The sequence below is a fragment of the Salmonella bongori NCTC 12419 genome (assembly GCF_000252995.1).
Taxonomy (GTDB): Bacteria; Pseudomonadota; Gammaproteobacteria; order Enterobacterales; family Enterobacteriaceae; genus Salmonella; species Salmonella bongori.
The window spans coordinates 4,327,549-4,346,322 of sequence record NC_015761.1 but is presented as its reverse complement, the minus strand read 5'-3'; the positions used below and the strand labels follow the sequence as shown (position 1 = coordinate 4,346,322).

At 51.5% G+C, this 18,774-nt stretch carries 20 protein-coding genes; 13 read left to right on the top strand and 7 right to left on the bottom strand.

Features of this window, described 5'->3' with window-relative positions; translation table 11 throughout:
- Positions 1 to 44: 44 nt before the first annotated feature.
- Entirely contained in the window at positions 45 to 95 is a 51-nt protein-coding gene (locus SBG_RS23310; protein ID WP_212724070.1) for a hypothetical protein, read from the bottom strand.
- 279 nt (positions 96 to 374) lie between these two features.
- Here SBG_RS23310 and pepA point away from each other — a divergent pair, with 279 nt between their 5' ends.
- The 3 genes from pepA (at position 375) to SBG_RS20415 (ending at position 5,325) form a co-directional block, all read left to right on the top strand.
- Positions 375 to 1,886, top strand: a complete 1,512-nt coding sequence (gene pepA / locus SBG_RS20425) for a leucyl aminopeptidase (protein WP_000397160.1) — start codon at positions 375 to 377, stop codon at positions 1,884 to 1,886.
- A 140-nt stretch (positions 1,887 to 2,026) separates the two neighbouring features.
- The gene (holC, locus tag SBG_RS20420) at positions 2,027 to 2,470 is read left to right on the top strand and encodes a DNA polymerase III subunit chi (RefSeq protein WP_000786404.1); all 444 of its coding nucleotides are present in this window, start codon (positions 2,027 to 2,029) and stop codon (positions 2,468 to 2,470) included.
- Complete coding sequence (locus SBG_RS20415) at positions 2,470 to 5,325, top strand: valine--tRNA ligase (RefSeq protein ID WP_000416355.1); 2,856 nt, start codon at positions 2,470 to 2,472, stop codon at positions 5,323 to 5,325. Before holC ends, SBG_RS20415 begins: the two co-directional genes overlap by 1 nt.
- Positions 5,326 to 5,381: 56 nt before the next feature.
- Here the strand turns inward: SBG_RS20415 and SBG_RS20410 are convergent, their stop codons facing one another.
- Positions 5,382 to 6,569: a YjgN family protein gene (locus SBG_RS20410; protein WP_001066965.1), complete on the bottom strand. Its 1,188-nt coding sequence runs from the start codon at positions 6,567 to 6,569 to the stop codon at positions 5,382 to 5,384.
- Positions 6,570 to 6,763: 194 nt separating this feature from the next.
- Between SBG_RS20410 and SBG_RS20405 the strand changes: the two genes are divergently transcribed.
- Entirely contained in the window at positions 6,764 to 7,267 is a 504-nt protein-coding gene (locus SBG_RS20405) for a GNAT family N-acetyltransferase (RefSeq protein ID WP_024135181.1), read from the top strand.
- A 20-nt stretch (positions 7,268 to 7,287) separates the two neighbouring features.
- Here the strand turns inward: SBG_RS20405 and SBG_RS20400 are convergent, their stop codons facing one another.
- The 3 genes from SBG_RS20400 to rraB all read right to left on the bottom strand — a co-directional run bounded on the left by SBG_RS20400 (position 7,288) and on the right by rraB (position 9,355).
- Positions 7,288 to 8,016, bottom strand: a complete 729-nt coding sequence (locus tag SBG_RS20400; RefSeq protein WP_000906795.1) for a hypothetical protein — start codon at positions 8,014 to 8,016, stop codon at positions 7,288 to 7,290.
- Positions 8,017 to 8,120: 104 nt separating this feature from the next.
- On the bottom strand, positions 8,121 to 8,927 hold the full coding sequence (miaE, locus tag SBG_RS20395; RefSeq protein WP_162007802.1) for a tRNA isopentenyl-2-thiomethyl-A-37 hydroxylase MiaE: 807 nt from the start codon (positions 8,925 to 8,927) through the stop codon (positions 8,121 to 8,123).
- Between the two features lie 11 nt (positions 8,928 to 8,938).
- Positions 8,939 to 9,355: a ribonuclease E inhibitor RraB gene (gene rraB / locus SBG_RS20390; protein ID WP_000002941.1), complete on the bottom strand. Its 417-nt coding sequence runs from the start codon at positions 9,353 to 9,355 to the stop codon at positions 8,939 to 8,941.
- A 164-nt stretch (positions 9,356 to 9,519) separates the two neighbouring features.
- Here rraB and argF (SBG_RS20385) point away from each other — a divergent pair, with 164 nt between their 5' ends.
- The gene (gene argF / locus SBG_RS20385; protein ID WP_000105987.1) at positions 9,520 to 10,527 is read left to right on the top strand and encodes an ornithine carbamoyltransferase; all 1,008 of its coding nucleotides are present in this window, start codon (positions 9,520 to 9,522) and stop codon (positions 10,525 to 10,527) included.
- A 91-nt stretch (positions 10,528 to 10,618) separates the two neighbouring features.
- Here the strand turns inward: argF (SBG_RS20385) and SBG_RS20380 are convergent, their stop codons facing one another.
- Complete coding sequence (locus SBG_RS20380; protein ID WP_000635211.1) at positions 10,619 to 11,071, bottom strand: YhcH/YjgK/YiaL family protein; 453 nt, start codon at positions 11,069 to 11,071, stop codon at positions 10,619 to 10,621.
- A gap of 674 nt (positions 11,072 to 11,745) precedes the next feature.
- Here SBG_RS20380 and arcA point away from each other — a divergent pair.
- The 5 genes from arcA to SBG_RS20355 all read left to right on the top strand — a co-directional run bounded on the left by arcA (position 11,746) and on the right by SBG_RS20355 (position 17,122).
- The gene (gene arcA / locus SBG_RS20375; protein ID WP_000410852.1) at positions 11,746 to 12,966 is read left to right on the top strand and encodes an arginine deiminase; all 1,221 of its coding nucleotides are present in this window, start codon (positions 11,746 to 11,748) and stop codon (positions 12,964 to 12,966) included.
- Between the two features lie 10 nt (positions 12,967 to 12,976).
- Positions 12,977 to 13,909: a carbamate kinase gene (arcC, locus tag SBG_RS20370; protein WP_015703114.1), complete on the top strand. Its 933-nt coding sequence runs from the start codon at positions 12,977 to 12,979 to the stop codon at positions 13,907 to 13,909.
- A gap of 57 nt (positions 13,910 to 13,966) precedes the next feature.
- On the top strand, positions 13,967 to 14,971 hold the full coding sequence (gene argF, locus SBG_RS20365; protein WP_000217788.1) for an ornithine carbamoyltransferase: 1,005 nt from the start codon (positions 13,967 to 13,969) through the stop codon (positions 14,969 to 14,971).
- A 55-nt stretch (positions 14,972 to 15,026) separates the two neighbouring features.
- Complete coding sequence (locus tag SBG_RS20360) at positions 15,027 to 16,430, top strand: YfcC family protein (protein WP_000514442.1); 1,404 nt, start codon at positions 15,027 to 15,029, stop codon at positions 16,428 to 16,430.
- 203 nt (positions 16,431 to 16,633) lie between these two features.
- The gene (locus tag SBG_RS20355) at positions 16,634 to 17,122 is read left to right on the top strand and encodes an arginine repressor (protein ID WP_000666046.1); all 489 of its coding nucleotides are present in this window, start codon (positions 16,634 to 16,636) and stop codon (positions 17,120 to 17,122) included.
- Here the strand turns inward: SBG_RS20355 and SBG_RS22370 are convergent.
- Positions 17,092 to 17,232 (bottom strand): hypothetical protein, encoded by a 141-nt coding sequence (locus SBG_RS22370; RefSeq protein WP_077909635.1) that lies wholly within the window; start codon positions 17,230 to 17,232, stop codon positions 17,092 to 17,094. The two genes, SBG_RS20355 and SBG_RS22370, sit on opposite strands and share 31 nt — an antisense overlap.
- On the opposite strand from SBG_RS22370, the gene pyrL reads away from it, so the two are divergent.
- The 3 genes from pyrL to pyrI are packed head-to-tail and all read left to right on the top strand — an operon-like array spanning position 17,212 to position 18,756.
- Positions 17,212 to 17,313 (top strand): pyr operon leader peptide, encoded by a 102-nt coding sequence (gene pyrL, locus SBG_RS20350; RefSeq protein WP_024135180.1) that lies wholly within the window; start codon positions 17,212 to 17,214, stop codon positions 17,311 to 17,313. The two genes, SBG_RS22370 and pyrL, sit on opposite strands and share 21 nt — an antisense overlap.
- A 35-nt stretch (positions 17,314 to 17,348) precedes the next feature.
- The gene (pyrB, locus tag SBG_RS20345; RefSeq protein ID WP_000013035.1) at positions 17,349 to 18,284 is read left to right on the top strand and encodes an aspartate carbamoyltransferase; all 936 of its coding nucleotides are present in this window, start codon (positions 17,349 to 17,351) and stop codon (positions 18,282 to 18,284) included.
- A 10-nt stretch (positions 18,285 to 18,294) separates the two neighbouring features.
- Complete coding sequence (gene pyrI / locus SBG_RS20340; RefSeq protein WP_000148568.1) at positions 18,295 to 18,756, top strand: aspartate carbamoyltransferase regulatory subunit; 462 nt, start codon at positions 18,295 to 18,297, stop codon at positions 18,754 to 18,756.
- The last annotated feature ends 18 nt before the right edge of the window (positions 18,757 to 18,774 follow it).

The following is an 18,774-nucleotide window of genomic DNA, read 5'->3' as shown; positions in this document are numbered from 1 at the left end:
AACCCATTTTTTGCTGGAATTTAGCTTGTTTCATGGCTTAAACGTCATTTATTCTCTTGAGTCGTCGAAATCATCGCTAAGATCATTATACTCAGCGGATTCACCTCTCAGAACTTGTTCTGACGTGCCAATGCCGTAATAACGTTAAGATTAACACGAAGTCACCGCAACAGCGGACATGAGTTACGAAAGCTTTCAATTTCTATACTCTATGGATTTCGAGTTGCAGGCAGGCGGCAAGACTGTGAAGCCCCGGAGCTTACATCAGGTAAGTGACAGGGGTGAGCAGGCGCAGCCAACGCATCTGCAACTTGAAAGACGACGAGTATAGCTGTAGCCACCACTGTTGTCTTTAAGATTCAGGAGCATAGTGCATGGAGTTCAGTGTAAAAAGCGGTAGCCCGGAGAAACAGCGGAGTGCCTGCATTGTCGTGGGCGTCTTTGAACCGCGTCGCCTTTCTCCGATTGCAGAACAGCTCGACAAAATTAGCGACGGATACATCAGCGCATTGCTGCGTCGCGGCGAACTGGAAGGAAAACCGGGGCAGACTCTGTTGCTGCACCATGTTCCTAACGTTCTGTCCGAGCGAATCCTCCTCATTGGTTGCGGCAAAGAGCGCGAGCTTGATGAACGTCAGTATAAGCAGGTTATTCAGAAAACGATAAATACTCTGAATGATACTGGCTCAATGGAAGCGGTCTGTTTCCTGACCGAACTACACGTCAAAGGCCGCAACAACTACTGGAAAGTGCGACAGGCCGTCGAAACGGCCAAAGAGACGCTATATAGTTTTGATCAACTCAAGACCAACAAAAGCGAGCCTCGCCGCCCGCTGCGTAAGATGGTCTTTAACGTGCCGACCCGCCGTGAGCTCACCAGCGGCGAACGCGCTATTCAGCACGGTCTGGCGATTGCCGCCGGTATTAAAGCGGCGAAAGATCTCGGCAACATGCCGCCCAATATCTGTAACGCCGCCTACCTGGCGTCGCAGGCGCGTCAGTTAGCCGACAGCTACAGCACAAATGTCATTACCCGCGTGATTGGCGAACAGCAGATGCGTGAACTGGGAATGAATGCTTATCTGGCGGTGGGCCACGGTTCGCAGAACGAGTCGCTGATGTCGGTTATCGAGTACAAAGGCAACTCGTCTGAGGAGGCGCGCCCGATCGTGCTGGTCGGTAAAGGCCTGACCTTCGACTCCGGCGGCATCTCAATCAAGCCATCTGAGGGGATGGACGAGATGAAGTACGACATGTGTGGCGCAGCGGCAGTCTATGGCGTAATGCGGATGGTCGCAGAGCTGCAACTGCCGATTAACGTCATTGGCGTACTGGCGGGCTGTGAAAACATGCCGGGTGGCCGCGCGTATCGTCCAGGTGACGTGCTGACCACGATGTCCGGACAGACCGTTGAAGTGCTGAACACTGACGCCGAAGGCCGTCTGGTCTTGTGCGATGTGTTAACCTACGTCGAGCGTTTCGAGCCGGAAGCGGTCATTGACGTCGCCACGCTGACTGGCGCCTGCGTGATTGCGCTGGGCCATCACATCACTGGCCTGATGTCGAACCACAACCCGCTGGCGCATGAGCTGATCGGCGCCTCCGAGCAGGCGGGTGACCGCGCGTGGCGGCTGCCATTAGGCGATGAGTACCAGGAGCAGCTGGAATCCAATTTTGCCGATATGGCCAACATCGGCGGACGTCCTGGCGGCGCGATTACCGCAGGTTGCTTCCTGTCGCGCTTTACCCGTAAGTACAACTGGGCGCACCTGGACATTGCCGGTACTGCCTGGCGCTCCGGAAAAGCGAAAGGCGCAACAGGTCGTCCGGTAGCGCTACTGGCGCAGTTCCTGCTCAATCGTGCTGGTTTTAACGGCGAAGAGTAAGTTTGAGGTTACCCCGTAGGCCTGATAAGGCGCATTAGCGCCGCCATCAGGCGTTTTGCCGGATGGCGCTGCGCTTATCCGGCCTACGGGAGGCATCATGGCAACGCATTTAAATCCACCACAAGAAGCCCCAGACATATATGAAGAATGCAACGTTCTATCTTCTGGACAATGACACTACCGTCGAGGACTTAAGCGCCGTCGAGCAATTGGTATGTGAAATTACCGCAGAACGGTGGCGCACAGGCAAGCGCGTGTTGATCGCCTGCGAAGACGAGCAGCAGGCCATTCGACTGGATGAAGCGCTGTGGGCGAGACCGGCGGAAAGTTTTGTCCCGCACAATCTGGCAGGCGAAGGCCCACGCGGCGGCGCGCCGGTGGAAATCGCCTGGCCGCAAAAACGCAACAGCAGCCCACGCGATTTACTAATCAGCCTGCGCGTCGGCTTTGCAGATTTTGCCACCGCTTTCACAGAAGTGATAGACTTCGTCCCTTACGAAGAAAATTTGAAACAACTGGCGCGCGAACGCTACAAAGCCTACCGCGTGGCTGGTTTTAACCTGAATACGGCAACCTGGAAATAATGGAAAAGACATATAACCCCCAAGATATCGAACAGCCGCTTTACGAGCACTGGGAAAAGCAGGGCTATTTCAAACCGAATGGCGATGAAAGCCAGGAGAGTTTCTGCATCATGATCCCGCCGCCGAACGTTACCGGCAGTTTGCATATGGGTCATGCTTTCCAGCAAACCATCATGGATACCATGATCCGCTATCAGCGTATGCAGGGGAAAAATACCCTGTGGCAGGTCGGTACCGATCACGCCGGGATCGCCACCCAGATGGTGGTTGAGCGCAAGATTGCCGCTGAAGAAGGTAAAACCCGTCACGATTACGGCCGCGACGCCTTTATTGATAAAATCTGGCAGTGGAAAGCGGAATCTGGCGGTACGATTACCCGTCAGATGCGCCGTCTTGGCAACTCCGTAGACTGGGAGCGCGAGCGCTTCACCATGGACGAAGGCCTTTCCAATGCCGTGAAAGAAGTTTTCGTTCGCCTGTATAAAGAAGATCTGATTTACCGTGGTAAGCGCCTGGTCAACTGGGACCCGAAACTGCGTACCGCCATCTCCGATCTGGAAGTGGAAAACCGCGAGTCCAAAGGCTCGATGTGGCATATCCGCTATCCGCTCGCCGACGGCGCGAAAACCGCTGACGGTAAAGATTACCTGGTCGTTGCCACTACCCGTCCGGAAACCCTGCTGGGCGATACCGGCGTGGCGGTAAATCCGGAAGACCCGCGTTACAAAGATCTGATTGGCAAATTCGTGGTGCTGCCGCTGGTGAATCGCCGTATTCCCATCGTTGGCGATGAACACGCCGATATGGAAAAAGGCACCGGCTGCGTGAAAATCACCCCGGCGCACGACTTTAACGACTATGAAGTCGGTCGCCGTCATCAGCTGCCGATGATCAATATTCTGACTTTTGACGGCGATATCCGTGAAAGCGCAGAAGTGTTTGATACTAAAGGCGAAGAGTCTGACATCTACTCCAGCGAGATCCCGGCGGAGTTCCAGAAGCTGGAACGCTTTGCCGCCCGTAAAGCGGTGGTCGCCGCCGTCGATGCGCTTGGTCTGCTGGAAGAGATTAAACCGCATGATCTCACCGTGCCATACGGTGACCGTGGCGGCGTAGTTATCGAACCCATGCTGACTGACCAGTGGTATGTACGCGCCGACGTACTGGCAAAACCGGCGGTTGAAGCCGTTGAGAACGGCGACATTCAGTTCGTGCCGAAGCAGTACGAAAACATGTACTTCTCCTGGATGCGCGATATCCAGGACTGGTGTATTTCTCGCCAGCTGTGGTGGGGGCATCGTATCCCGGCCTGGTATGACAACGACGGCAACGTGTATGTTGGTCGTAGCGAAGACGAAGTGCGCAAGGAAAACAACCTCGGTGCGGAGGTTGCGCTGCGTCAGGACGACGACGTGCTGGATACGTGGTTCTCCTCCGCACTGTGGACCTTCTCTACCCTCGGCTGGCCGGAAAACACCGACGCCCTGCGTCAGTTCCACCCCACCAGCGTGATGGTTTCCGGCTTTGACATCATCTTCTTCTGGATTGCCCGCATGATCATGATGACCATGCACTTCATCAAAGATGAAAACGGCAAGCCGCAGGTACCGTTCCACACCGTCTACATGACAGGTCTGATTCGTGATGACGAAGGTCAGAAGATGTCCAAATCTAAGGGCAACGTGATTGACCCGCTGGATATGGTTGATGGTATCTCCCTGCCGGAACTGCTGGAAAAACGCACCGGCAACATGATGCAGCCGCAGATGGCGGAGAAAATCCGCAAACGTACCGAGAAGCAGTTCCCGAATGGCATTGAGCCGCACGGTACCGATGCCCTGCGTTTCACTCTGGCAGCGCTGGCGTCGACTGGTCGCGACATCAACTGGGATATGAAACGTCTGGAAGGCTATCGTAACTTCTGTAACAAGCTGTGGAACGCCAGCCGCTTTGTGTTGATGAACACCGAAGATCAGGACTGCGGCTTCAACGGTGGCGACATGACGCTGTCGCTGGCGGATCGCTGGATCCTGGCGGAATTCAACCAGACCATCAAAGCATACCGCGATGCGCTGGATAGCTTCCGTTTTGATATCGCCGCGGGCATTCTGTATGAATTCACCTGGAACCAGTTCTGCGACTGGTATCTGGAGCTGACTAAGCCGGTGATGACCGGCGGTTCCGAATCTGAACTGCGCGGCACGCGACACACGCTGGTGACAGTACTGGAAGGTCTGCTGCGCCTGGCGCATCCGATCATCCCGTTCATTACCGAAACCATCTGGCAGCGCGTGAAAGTGATTTGCGGTATCACCGCTGACACTATCATGCTACAGCCGTTCCCGCAGTACGATGCCTCTCAGGTAGATGAAGTGGCGCTCGCGGATACCGAATGGCTGAAGCAGGCAATCATCGCCGTACGTAATATCCGTGCGGAAATGAACATCGCGCCGGGCAAACCGCTGGAACTGCTGCTGCGCGGCTGTAGTGAAGAAGCCGTTCGTCGCGTCAATGACAACCGTAACTTCCTGCAAACTCTGGCGCGTCTGGAAAGCATCACCGTGCTACCTGCCGATGACAAAGGCCCGGTATCGGTCGCTAAAATCATCGACGGTGCCGAGCTGCTGATCCCGATGGCTGGTCTTATCAACAAAGAGGATGAGCTGGCGCGTCTGGCGAAAGAAGTGGCAAAAATCGAAGGTGAGATTGCCCGTATTGAAGGTAAGCTTGCTAACGAAGGCTTTGTTGCCCGCGCACCGGAAGCGGTGATCGCCAAAGAGCGTGAGAAGCTGGAGGGCTATGCGGAAGCGAAAGCGAAGCTGATTGAGCAACAAGCGGTGATTAGCGCTCTGTAATCATTCGCCATTCAGCAAAATACATTTTGGCCGGCGTTTACGCCGGCCTTTTTACATCAGATAAATGGGAAGTAAGGCATGATGCCGCGGGAAATCCACATCAGCGGACCGTTTTCCAGCGGCTGCTCATCATCAGTTAATGCCAGTGAATCCAAATCGCCCAGGACCTGTGTATTCTGTGCCAGCCAGCCCACCATCCACATTTTCAACCACGGGTAAGCCAGCCCTAGTGTCACGCCGGAGAGGACAACCATCGTCAGTAACCGCCACAGCATACCGTGTGAAGTGACAGAGGAATGAAAACGAATCGAATCATTCGCCAGTGACAAATTGTTTAAAAACAGGTTGCGTAACGTCACATACAGGTAGCTGGTTACCACCAGAATAGCGAGGAAATAAAGGAAATAGCACGCCATTAGCTGGCTATAATATTGCAGAAAAATCGCCTCCCTGCCCATCGCATTCCCGGTCATACTCAAAAAAATAAGATCGGTGAACACTGGCGCGATCAGATAACCCATCACGATGGCAAAAGGGAAAAGGGTCAGCATCGCCAGCACACATCCTCTGATACACGTTTTAATATCAACCTGAATCGAGAAACGATGAGTGCCAAAGTTTGCGCCATTGCCAAACAACGTCATCCATTTGCTACAGGTAACACCGTTAATGACGCCGATCCCAATAATAGCCAGCAAACCAAGCACGACGATATTAAATACTAAACCGCCGACGGCTGTAGTGATGACAGAGATAAGAGACAGGACGATATAAAGCGCCGCCATCAGCAGTACCGGCACAGCGAACATGTACCACCAGGCACGCAGCATAGAACACTGGAATCCGAAACGTACGCCATTAAGCGACGTCATCCTCGCCTGATACTGCAACCCTTTCATCGCCATAAAAGGAATAATAGCAAGGAGCAAACCAAATAGCGTAAAGCCGAGACCGGCATTACCATGTTCGATAAAAGAGATGCTAATACCATAGACAATAAAAACTAACAACATACTAAAAAATAATGCGCTGCCCGTGGCTTTGTAAGCAAAAGCCTGATTATTTAGTGTCATATTCGTATAAATATAACGACGACATTTCACCATTGCCCACGGGGCATAAATCCCCAACGTAATACACGTCAACAAGAAATTCACGAGACAAATAATAAAATATTTCCCGCCCTTGCCTGTAAACACCAACGCGTGATTATGGTTATCTTTACTACTGATAACGTTATTCATGAATCATATCCCTGACTTACAGTTTATTAATATAAATAATAAAAACCAGTAAGTTGTTACTGGTTTGACTACAATACTATTTCTGATTAATTTTTCCGCCCTTTATTTTGTCTGATTCAGGATCTTCTTGCGTATAACTGAAGACGGTGGTATTAAAGTAATCTATATATAAATTTTTGAAATTGAGACATGTTATGAATAATGTCATCTCGCCAACGCTCACGGTACGCCGAATCACGCCTGCCGACGATGCCGCCATTGCCCGCGTGATCCGCCAGGTGTCCGCAGAATACGGACTGACTGCCGATAAAGGATATACCGTTGCCGACCCTAATCTGGATGAACTGTATCAGGTTTATAGTCAACCGGGCGCGGCCTACTGGGTGGTAGAGCAAGACGGTCGCGTGGTGGGCGGCGGCGGCGTTGCGCCGTTATCCTGTAGCGAACCGGACATTTGCGAACTACAAAAAATGTATTTTTTACCGGTGATTCGTGGCCAGGGCCTGGCGAAAAAGCTGGCGCTGATGGCACTGGAACACGCCCGTGAACAGGGTTTTAAACGCTGCTATCTGGAAACAACGGCTTTTTTACGCGAGGCGATCGCGCTATACGAACGTTTAGGGTTTGAACATATTAGTGAATCACTCGGTTGCACCGGGCATGTCGATTGCGAAGTGCGGATGTTAAAATCACTGTGATAAACAGCGGAGTGGAATTGCTACTCCGCTTTCATATTAAGTTTGCGAATTATCGCTGCCGCTCTTGGGGCCGGCGTAGATAAGACCTGTTGCCAAAAGGCCAATTCGATATCACAGACCACGCTGCTTTTACTGAGGTCTGCTGTAGATTCCTGCCAATAATCAAAGTCTGAACCAAAGCGCTCTCGCAGATTTTTTATTATGGCTCCGATATCGTTAGTCGCCTGCTGCGTTTCGCTTTCACTCACCTGATGTTTGTCAGGGCTATAAGAAGAAATGATCATATCAGAACTCGCTTTATCAAAGCGTTCACGCATTTCCCAGGGGAAGATTTTAAGTAGGGTAGCGCCGTTAACGGGCCCATCAATAGAGGGATCTATTGCTCGCAAGCAATCCTCTTTGCTATTTTTCGCAATAATCGTTAAACGTTCGACGCTGCTTTTCCCATAAGCAATAACGTCCTTGTCTGCGGAAAATGGCAAACGAGCCAAAACAAAGTTTTCTGTGACAGGAATAAGCAAAGCGGCTACTTTATGAGGATCTTTATTATTTTTTTCAATCAAAAGGAGTTCGTCATAAATCTTTTGCCAACTCTGAGGATCATACTTTTTCATTAGCGCCATCGTCTTCATGCTTTTTAATTCACCTGACACATGGTTTTCAGGCGTATCCTGTTCATTTAGCCACACTATAGCGCCAATAAAAATAACCGCACAAACTAACCATCCTGATTTTCTGTTTATTAACATTATGAAATTCACTTAATTTATAATTCCAGCCAAACAAATACCATCCATCAATAAATATCTTGATAGATGGATAGTATATTTATTTTTATGCCGAACAAGAAATCTTAAATCGGCACGCCGCTATGAAAACGGAACTCACGGTCTGTCGACGTGATAAGATCAGCCTCCACGTCGCCAAAATAGCGCACGCGAGCGGAAATATCCTCGCTGGAAACCTGTTGCGCCAGCGCCAGATAGTCCTGGTAGTGGCGCGCTTCAGAGCGCAGGAGCGAGAGATAAAATGTCTGTAAATCGTCATCCAGCCAGGGCGCCAGCGCGGCAAAACGTTCGCAGGAGCGAGCTTCGATATACGCCCCGCAAATCAGTTTATCAATTAACGTGAACGGTTCATGCGTCCGTACCGCTTTCAGCATACCTTTCGCGTAACGGCTGGCGGTGATTTTCACATAAGGAATATTTCTGGCCTGCATCACCTCGCGAACCTGCCAGAAATGGTGCAGCTCTTCTTTAATCAGTAACACCATGCGGTCGACGAGCTGGCGTCCCCAGGGATCGTCAGTTTGCGGCATTACGCTTTTGCCGATCTGCTTATGCAATGTAACAAAATCCGGCTCCGGCCCCTGACAAAAGGCAAACGCTTCGTAAGGTTTCAGCCAGGCGAGCAGCGCATCGGCGCCCGGTTTATCGGCGACATATTTACGCACTAACAGCAGCGCGGTTTGCGCAGCTTTCAGCTCGCAGATTAAATGATCGGTAAGCAGCAGCGGGAGATTTTGCGGATCGCGGGCTTGCACGATCCACGCCTGCGGCGTTTGGCAGTGCAGGAAGTTAAGCACCGGGGAAAGTATTTGCGGGTAATCCATACGTAACCTGTTGAAAAAATACGACAGCAAATGCTGCCGTACCGTAATACTACATGGCTTTAGTGGCGCACGCCGTCGTCGTCTTCATCGACATAGTCGTCGTCATCGCCCTCTTCGCCGTTAGGGTCTTCGAAATAGGTTCCCCAGCCGTCGTATTCCACCTCATATTTTTCCGCCAGGTTCATCAGTTGCTCAACCTGAGCGTCGATGAGTTCGGCGTTCAACGCGCACTCGCTGAGAATGTCGCAACAAATAACCGTATCGCCCTCCTCCACTTCCAGCTCTTCCGGCTCCGTCACTTCATAGCCGAGTTTAAAGGCCTCTACCGCTGCTTTTTCCAGCGTTTCGAAATCGTCGGCGGAAAGGTGATGCTCGATAGTGTACAGTGCGTCCGGATCGCTGCCGTCCTCGAGTAACTCCTCAATAATTAACCGCGTTTCTTCACGCTGCTCTTCCAGTAATTCCGGGTTTGCCATAGCTCATTCCTCATAGATGTCCTGCCGATACTCTTATTGTCACACACCGCCGACGTTGCCTCCACCTTTGTGGAAAAGTTTTATCAAACAGAGTTGCAAATGAATAATCATCCATATAAAGTGAATTTTAATTCAACAAGAGGCCTAAGCCATGTGAGGGAAGTATGTCTACGCTCTATCAGAAACCTTTCTTAAAATTACTGGACTTTACCGCCAGCGAACTCACCACGCTGCTGCAACTCGCCGCTAAACTGAAAGCTGATAAAAAAAACGGTCAAGAAGAACAAAAACTGACTGGCAAAAATATTGCGCTCATCTTCGAAAAAGACTCTACCCGGACACGATGCTCTTTCGAAGTTGCCGCCTACGATCAGGGTGCGCGCGTGACCTATCTGGGTTCCAGCGGCAGCCAAATCGGCCATAAAGAGTCTATCAAAGATACCGCCCGCGTCCTGGGCCGCATGTTTGACGGTATTCAGTATCGTGGGTATGGCCAGGAGATCGTTGAAACGTTGGCGGAATATTCCGGCGTGCCGGTGTGGAATGGTTTAACCGATGAGTTTCATCCGACGCAGTTACTGGCAGACCTGCTCACGATGCAGGAACATTTGCCGGGTAAAGCCTTTAATGAAATGACGCTGGTTTACGCCGGTGATGCGCGCAATAACATGGGTAACTCCATGCTGGAAGCCGCCGCGTTAACCGGGCTGGATCTCCGTCTGGTCGCGCCGAAAGCCTGTTGGCCAGATGCCGCTTTAGTTGCGGAATGCCGTGCCATGGCGGAAAAAAACGGCGGCGCCGTCACGTTGACTGAAAACATCGCGGCAGGCGTAAAAGGTGCGGATTTTATCTACACTGATGTGTGGGTTTCAATGGGCGAACCCAAAGAGAAATGGGCGGAGCGTATTGCCCTGCTGCGTGACTATCAGGTAAACAGCCAGATGATGGCGCTAACCGGCAATCCGCAGGTTAAGTTCCTGCATTGCCTGCCTGCATTCCATGATGACGAAACCACGCTCGGCAAAAAAATGGCCGAAGAGTATGGTTTACACGGCGGGATGGAGGTGACCGATGAAGTCTTTGAGTCTGCGGCCAGTATTGTGTTTGATGAAGCGGAAAACCGAATGCATACCATCAAAGCGGTGATGGTCGCGACATTGTCTAAAGAATAATAACCTTATGATGCCGGATGATGACACTTGTGCGTCTTATCCGGCTTACAAAATAGCAACGCGCAGACCAACCCCCATCCCGCACACAAAATTACGCCATCAGCATTTTCACGACGGCTTTACGCACCCGCGCCGGTTCTCCCACCGCGCATAGCGGCTTATGCACTTCACCGGGGTAAAACACGACGAAGTCGCCTTTGTTCAGAATGACGGTTTTCTCCCCAATGCTCGCGGGTAAAAACGCGATATCTTTGTCCGCCAGCCAGTCGGTATGCGGCGTCCCGGCAGGCTGGGTACTGAATGTCATCCCTTCCTGACCCTGTAGTACGATCTGAATATCAAGATAACGAGCGTGGTACTCTGCGCTACGCGATTCGCCCGGTTCCGTCATATTTTCAGAAATCATATAAAACAGCCGGTCACCGTCAATCTCATACTTACCTGGCGCGGTCGTTGCCACGACATGCGTTTTGATATGCTCAATGGCCTGGCGCAGCACCGCCGGCAGCCCGTACCCCAGGTATTCAATATTACCAACAATCATCCTTTCCCCTTAGTTAAAACACCGTTTTAGTTTTCTATTTATACGAGAAAAATGGCTGCCATACTATCCTTACTCTCATCGACTTTGCGTCAGCGCATGTTTATCGCCAGCAGTGTTTATATTTTGTTAATAGTCTACCCAATTTTATGCAGCACCTATGCATAAAGTTGGGCGACTCCGGATTACCATTGCTAATAACCTCTTGATATTAAAACATTTAACATAAAAACGTTTTATTGATCACAATTCATGATCCCTGCATAATTCGCTTTTATTTCCATAGTTATTTTTAAATACTCGACACGTTTCGGATAATAAAAGCGCTCTCACGCATAGCTATGCATTTCTTGAAAATTATTTATTATTTTTCAATAGTTTAGGATTAATATGATATTTTATAAAATAAACAAATAATTAACAATAAAAAATAACAAAACGTATTGTTGCGTAGTGATTCATTTAATACTTTATTATTTTTTCAATTTCTCTGAGCTAACTCATATATTAAATAACAAAAATAACATCCCTTAATTGATGTGAATCTCATCACATTAACAGTTCAAATAAAATTCAATGATTGCTCCCGAAATTAACTGAAACGCCGCGACTGCAAGCACGCTAAATATTTGCAGCCACTCCTTCTTTATTCTTGAAATTATGTAAAAGGTATAATGATGGAAAAGCATTTTGTCGGTTCTGAAATCGGTCAATTACGCAGCGTAATGCTGCATCGTCCCAATCTCAGCCTGAAAAGGCTTACCCCTTCAAATTGTCAGGAATTGCTTTTTGACGATGTATTATCCGTAGAGCGCGCCGGCGAAGAGCATGATATTTTTGCCAACACGCTGCGCCAGCAAGGTGTTGAAGTGTTGCTGTTAACCGACCTGCTCACCCAAACGCTGGATGTGGCTGACGCCAAAACCTGGCTGCTGGATACGCAAATTTCCGATTACCGTCTTGGGCCGACATTCGCCGCAGATATTCGCGCCTGGCTGGCCGATATGCCGCACCGTGAACTGGCTCGTCATTTAAGCGGCGGTTTGACCTATGGCGAAATACCCGCTTCCATAAAAAATATGGTAGTCGATACTCACGATATTAATGACTTTATTATGAAGCCATTACCGAACCACCTGTTTACCCGCGACACATCCTGCTGGATATATAACGGCGTCTCAATTAACCCAATGGCAAAACCTGCTCGCCAGCGTGAGACCAATAATTTACGCGCTATTTATCGCTGGCATCCACAATTCTCGGACGGTGATTTTATTAAATATTTTGGTGACGAAAACATTAATTACGACCACGCCACCTTAGAGGGCGGTGATGTGCTGGTCATTGGTCGTGGCGCGGTACTGATTGGCATGTCTGAACGCACGACGCCGCAGGGCATCGAATTTCTTGCGCAAGCATTATTTAAACATCGTCAGGCGGAACGGGTGATTGCCGTTGAACTGCCAAAACATCGCTCCTGTATGCACCTCGACACCGTGATGACCCACATCGATATCGACACCTTCTCCGTCTACCCGGAAGTGGTTCGCCCGGACGTTCAGTGCTGGACCCTGACGCCGGACGGACGCGGCGGTTTGAAGCGAACTCAGGAAAGCACTCTGGTTCACGCCATTGAAAAAGCGCTCGGCATCGATCAAGTGCGCTTAATCACGACGGGCGGTGACGCGTTTGAAGCCGAGCGTGAACAGTGGAACGACGCCAACAACGTGCTCACCCTGCGTCCCGGCGTGGTCGTGGGTTACGAGCGCAACATCTGGACCAACGAAAAATACGATAAAGCCGGCATTACCGTCCTTCCCATTCCCGGCGATGAACTGGGCCGCGGGCGCGGGGGCGCACGCTGCATGAGCTGCCCACTGGAACGCGATGGTATTTAAAGGAGACGTTATGGAAAACAAACGCACACTGGTCGTCGCCCTGGGCGGCAATGCGCTACTTAAACGCGGCGAGCCGTTGGAAGCGGATATCCAGCGTAAAAATATCGAACTGGCGGCGAAAACTATCGCCCAACTGACCCAGCAATGGCGCGTGGTGTTAGTACACGGTAACGGCCCGCAGGTGGGACTGCTGGCGCTACAAAACAGCGCCTACGCCAGTGTGATGCCCTATCCGCTCGATATCCTCGGCGCGGAAAGCCAGGGAATGATTGGCTATATGCTGCAACAGGCGCTGAAAAATCAGTTGCCGGAACGTGAAATCAGCGTCCTGCTCACCCAGGTCGAAGTTGATGCCAACGACCCGGCATTCCGGAATCCCACCAAATACATCGGACCGATTTACGACGAACCGCAGGCTCGCGTGCTACAGGCGGAAAAAGGCTGGGAATTTAAGGCTGATGGTAATGCTTTGCGCCGCGTTGTGCCGTCCCCACAGCCTAAACGTATTGTGGAAAACGATGCGATCCGCACGCTGATTAGCCGCGATCATCTGGTGATCTGCAACGGCGGCGGCGGCGTACCGGTCGTGGAAAAGGCCGATGGCTACCACGGTATCGAAGCGGTGATCGACAAAGACCTTTCTGCCGCCCTGCTTGCCAGCCAAATTCACGCCGACGCGCTGCTCATTCTGACCGATGCCGACGCGGTGTATCTCGACTGGGGCAAACCTACCCAGCGCCCGCTGGCGCAGGTTACGCCGGAACTTCTTCGTGAAATGCAATTCGACGCCGGATCAATGGGCCCGAAAGTGACCGCCTGCGCCGGGTTTGTCAGCCACTGTCGTGGCATTGCCGGCATCGGCTCGCTGGCAGATGGCCAGGCCATCCTTGCCGGTGAGAAAGGCACCCTCATCCGCCCCGAAACCGCCGACGCTAACGCTTAGGGCTTTTTTTGCCGGATGGCGGCTTCGCCTTATCCGGCCTACATAAAGGACATTCTCATGACTGTTAACTTAAAAAATCGCAACTTTCTGAAGCTTCTTGACTACACCCCAGCGGAAATCCAGTACCTGATCGATCTGGCGATCGAGCTAAAAGCCGCTAAAAAAGCGGGACGTGAAAAACAAACACTGACTGGCAAAAACATCGCGCTGATTTTTGAAAAAACATCTACCCGCACCCGCTGCGCGTTTGAAGTCGCCGCCTTCGACCAGGGGGCACAGGTGACCTATCTCGGACCAGGCGGATCGCAAATTGGCCATAAGGAATCCATGAAAGACACCGCGCGCGTACTGGGACGCATGTATGACGGTATCGAATACCGGGGCTTCGGTCAGCAGATTGTAGAAGAACTGGGGCAATACGCTGGCGTGCCTGTGTGGAACGGCCTGACGGATGAATTTCACCCGACGCAAATTCTGGCAGATTTAATGACCATGTTAGAGCATGCGTCGGGTAAAACACTGCCCGAGATAAGCTTCGCCTATCTGGGCGATGCACGCAATAACATGGGCAATTCGCTGATGGTAGGCGCGGCGAAGATGGGCATGGATATTCGCCTGATCGCGCCGAAGTCCTTTTGGCCAGACGCCTCACTGGTGGCGCAGTGCAGAGAAATCGCCAGCGTTACCGGGGCTCGCATCACCTTAACGGAGAGCGTAGAAGACGGCGTTCACGGCGTGGATTTTCTCTATACCGACGTCTGGGTCTCAATGGGAGAGCCCAAAGAAGCCTGGGCGGATCGCGTCAGTCTGATGACGCCATACCAGGTTAACCAGCAGGTAGTAGAGGCTACCGGTAATCCTGACGTGAAGTTTATGCATTGCCTGCCCGCCTTCCATAACGAACACACCAAAGTGGGACGCGAAATCGAAATGGCTTACGGCCTGAAAGGGCTGGAAGTCACGGAAGAGGTGTTCGAGTCCGCAGGCTCGGTAGTCTTCGATGAAGCGGAAAACCGGATGCACACCATCAAAGCGGTCATGGTGGCGACGCTCGGCGACTAATCCCACAGGATAGGCGCCCTCGCGGCGCTTATCCGTGATATCAGGAGAAAACATCATGGGTAAATTTAAATTTCCCACCGCTTATACCATCCTGTTTATTCTTATTGCCCTGGTCGCGGTGATGACCTGGATTGTGCCAGCGGGAAAATACCAAATGGCGATGAACGCCACGCTGGGAAAAGAGGTCCCGGTGGCGGGAACCTATGCGCCCGTTACCGCGCACCCGCAGGGGATTACTGCCGTGTTGCTGGCGCCAATTGACGGTCTGTATAACCACGAAACCTATACCGCCGGCGCCATTGATGTCGCGCTGTTCGTCTTAATTATCGGTGGCTTTCTGGGCGTGGTGAATAAAACAGGAGCGATTGATGCCGGTATTGAGCGGGTAACGGTCAGGCTCAACGGCAAAGAGGAGTGGATGATCCCTATTCTAATGGCGCTGTTCGCCGCAGGCGGCACTATTTATGGGATGGCGGAGGAGTCGCTACCCTTTTATACGCTGCTGGTGCCGGTGATGATGGCGGCCCGCTTTGATCCACTGGTGGCGGCGGCGACCGTACTGCTCGGCGCGGGGATAGGTACGCTCGGTTCGACCATCAACCCTTTCGCCACGGTGATTGCCGCCAACGCCGCTGGCATCCCTTTCACCCAGGGAATGCTGATGCGCGTTTTGTTACTCATCATAGGCTACGTGCTGTGCGTCGTTTGGGTGATGCGCTATGCGCGTAAAGTACGCGCTCATCCTGAGTTGTCCATCGTGGCGGATAAAATGGAGGAGAACCGCGCCCATTTTCTCGGTAACCGCTCCAGTACGCTACTGGAATTCACGGCAACCCGAAAATGGGTACTGCTGATCTTCGCGGCCTCTTTCGCGGTGATGATTTACGGTGTAGCGGTGCTCGGCTGGTGGATGGCAGAGATCTCCGGCGTCTTTCTGGCAGCAGCAATCATTGTCGGCGTGATGACAAGGATGGGTGAGGAGGCGTTCACCAGAACTTTTATCGACGGCGCCCGGGATTTGCTCGGCGTGGCGCTGATTATTGGTATCGCTCGCGGCATTGTGGTGGTGATGGATAACGGGATGATTACCCATACCATTTTGCACAGCGCGGAAAATCTGGTTTCCGGCCTCTCCACCACCATTTTCATTAACGTGACCTACTGGCTGGAAGTCTTGCTCTCCTTCCTGGTGCCTTCGTCTTCCGGACTTGCGGTATTGACGATGCCGATTATGGCGCCATTGGCGGATTTTGCCCACGTACAGCGAGATTTAGTCGTAACGGCGTATCAGTCGGCCTCCGGAATTGTAAACCTGATTACTCCCACCTCAGCTGTGGTGATGGGCGGCCTGGCAATCGCGCGTGTTCCCTATGTCCGGTATCTGAAATGGGTCGCGCCGCTGTTATTGATTCTGACGGTACTGAATATGGCGGTACTGAGCATCGGGGCAATGATGTAACGCCTGCCGGATGGCGACGCGCTTTATCCGGATCATGGCTTCTCGCCAGGGCTGATAAGCGCAGCGCCCTCAGGAACGTCATTACCTTTTTTGATCGACTTCTCAGTTTCCTGCAAAACCGCCCGATTGATCCGTAATCCATATGACAAATGTGATGAATTTCGCCAGTCGATTGATATCAATAATAAAGTTAAGGTGCATTTATGAAGGAATACGATGATTACTCCGCCAAAGAACAACAGCAACTGGCGGTTTGTCAGCGCCTGATTAGCGAAAAAAGCTACCTGTCCCAGGAGGAAATACGCCGCGATCTGCACAATGAGGGTTTTGAAGGTATTAGCCAGTCGACGGTTTCGCGTCTGCTGAAGCTGCTTGGCGCAATAAAAATAAGAAATACGAAGGGACAAAAGATTTATTCCGTAAATCCTCAGCGGCGTCCGTCGCCGGATGCCGGACGTTCGATAGCCGAAATGGTGGTCAGCGTCGAACATAATAGCGAATTTATCCTTATCCATACGGCAGCAGGCTATGGCCGCGCCGTCGCAAGGATTCTGGATTACCACGCGTTGCCGGAAATTCTCGGTGTCGTTGCCGGTAGCAGTATTGTCTGGGTTGCACCGCGTGTTGTGCAACGGACGGCGCTGGTGCACAAACAAATTAATTATTTACTTAAAATGAATTTACATTCATAAGAACCGTTTGCGATGGATAAAACATGCATTAATCGCTTGATCCCAAAACGGAGCTGAGTATAATCGCGGACAATTTGCCGGGAGGAAACATGGTTCAGTGTGTACGACATTCTGTCTTACCGCGTCTGAAAAAGGACGCAGGCCTGCCGTTTTTCTTTCCGTTGAAAGTCGATATCAAGCCCCTCAATTGAGGGGCTTTTTTTTGCCCAGGCGTCAGGAGATAAACATGGCTAACCCGCTCTATCAAAAACATATCATTTCCATAAACGACCTCAGCCGCGACGATCTTAATCTGGTGCTGGCGACGGCGGCGAAATTAAAAGCCAACCCTCAGCCGGAGTTATTGAAACATAAAGTGATCGCCAGTTGCTTTTTCGAAGCCTCTACGCGCACTCGCCTGTCGTTTGAAACGTCGATGCATCGCCTGGGCGCCAGCGTAGTGGGGTTTTCCGACAGCGCCAACACGTCGCTGGGAAAAAAAGGAGAAACGCTGGCCGACACAATCTCAGTGATTAGCACTTACGTGGATGCCATTGTGATGCGTCATCCACAAGAAGGCGCTGCACGTCTGGCGACCGAGTTCTCGGGCAAGGTGCCGGTACTCAATGCTGGCGACGGTTCAAATCAGCATCCAACGCAAACGCTGCTGGACCTGTTTACCATCCAGGAAACGCAAGGGCGTCTGGACAATCTGCATATCGCCATGGTTGGTGATCTGAAATATGGTCGCACCGTGCATTCGCTAACCCAGGCGCTGGCGAAATTTAGCGGCAACCGTTTTTATTTTATCGCACCGGACGCGCTGGCGATGCCGCAGTACATTCTGGATATGCTTGATGACAAAGGAATGGCCTGGAGCCTGCATGGTTCCATTGAAGAGGTGATGGCCGAGGTCGACATCCTCTATATGACCCGCGTACAAAAAGAGCGTCTCGATCCGTCAGAATACGCCAATGTGAAGGCGCAGTTTGTTCTGCGCGCCAGCGACCTGAACGGCGCGCGTGAAAATATGAAAGTACTGCATCCACTGCCGCGTATTGATGAAATTGCTACAGATGTGGATAAAACGCCACATGCCTGGTACTTCCAGCAGGCGGGCAACGGTATTTTCGCGCGTCAGGCGTTACTGGCGCTGGTACTGAATCGCGAACTGAGTCTGTAAGGGGAAAAAGATGACACACGATAATAAACTGCAGGTAGAAGCCATTAAATGCGGCACCGTAATTGACCATATCCCTGCGCAGGTAGGCTTTAAATTACTGAGTCTGTTTAAGCTGACCGAGACCGATCAGCGAATCACTATCGGCCTGAATCTACCGTCTGGCGAGATGGGGCGTAAAGACTTAATCAAAATAGAAAACACCTTTCTCACCGATGAGCAGGTTAATCAACTTGCTCTATACGCGCCGCAGGCCACCGTTAACCGCATCGACAACTATGACGTGGTGGGCAAATCGCGCCCCAGCCTGCCGGAACGCATCAATAATGTGCTGGTTTGCCCGAACAGCAACTGCATCAGCCACGCAGAACCGGTCTCCTCCAGCTTTACAGTGAAAAAGCGCGCCAATGATATCGCACTCAAATGCAAATACTGTGAAAAAGAGTTTTCGCATAATGTGGTGCTGGCCAACTAATTGGGGTTGGTTAACAAT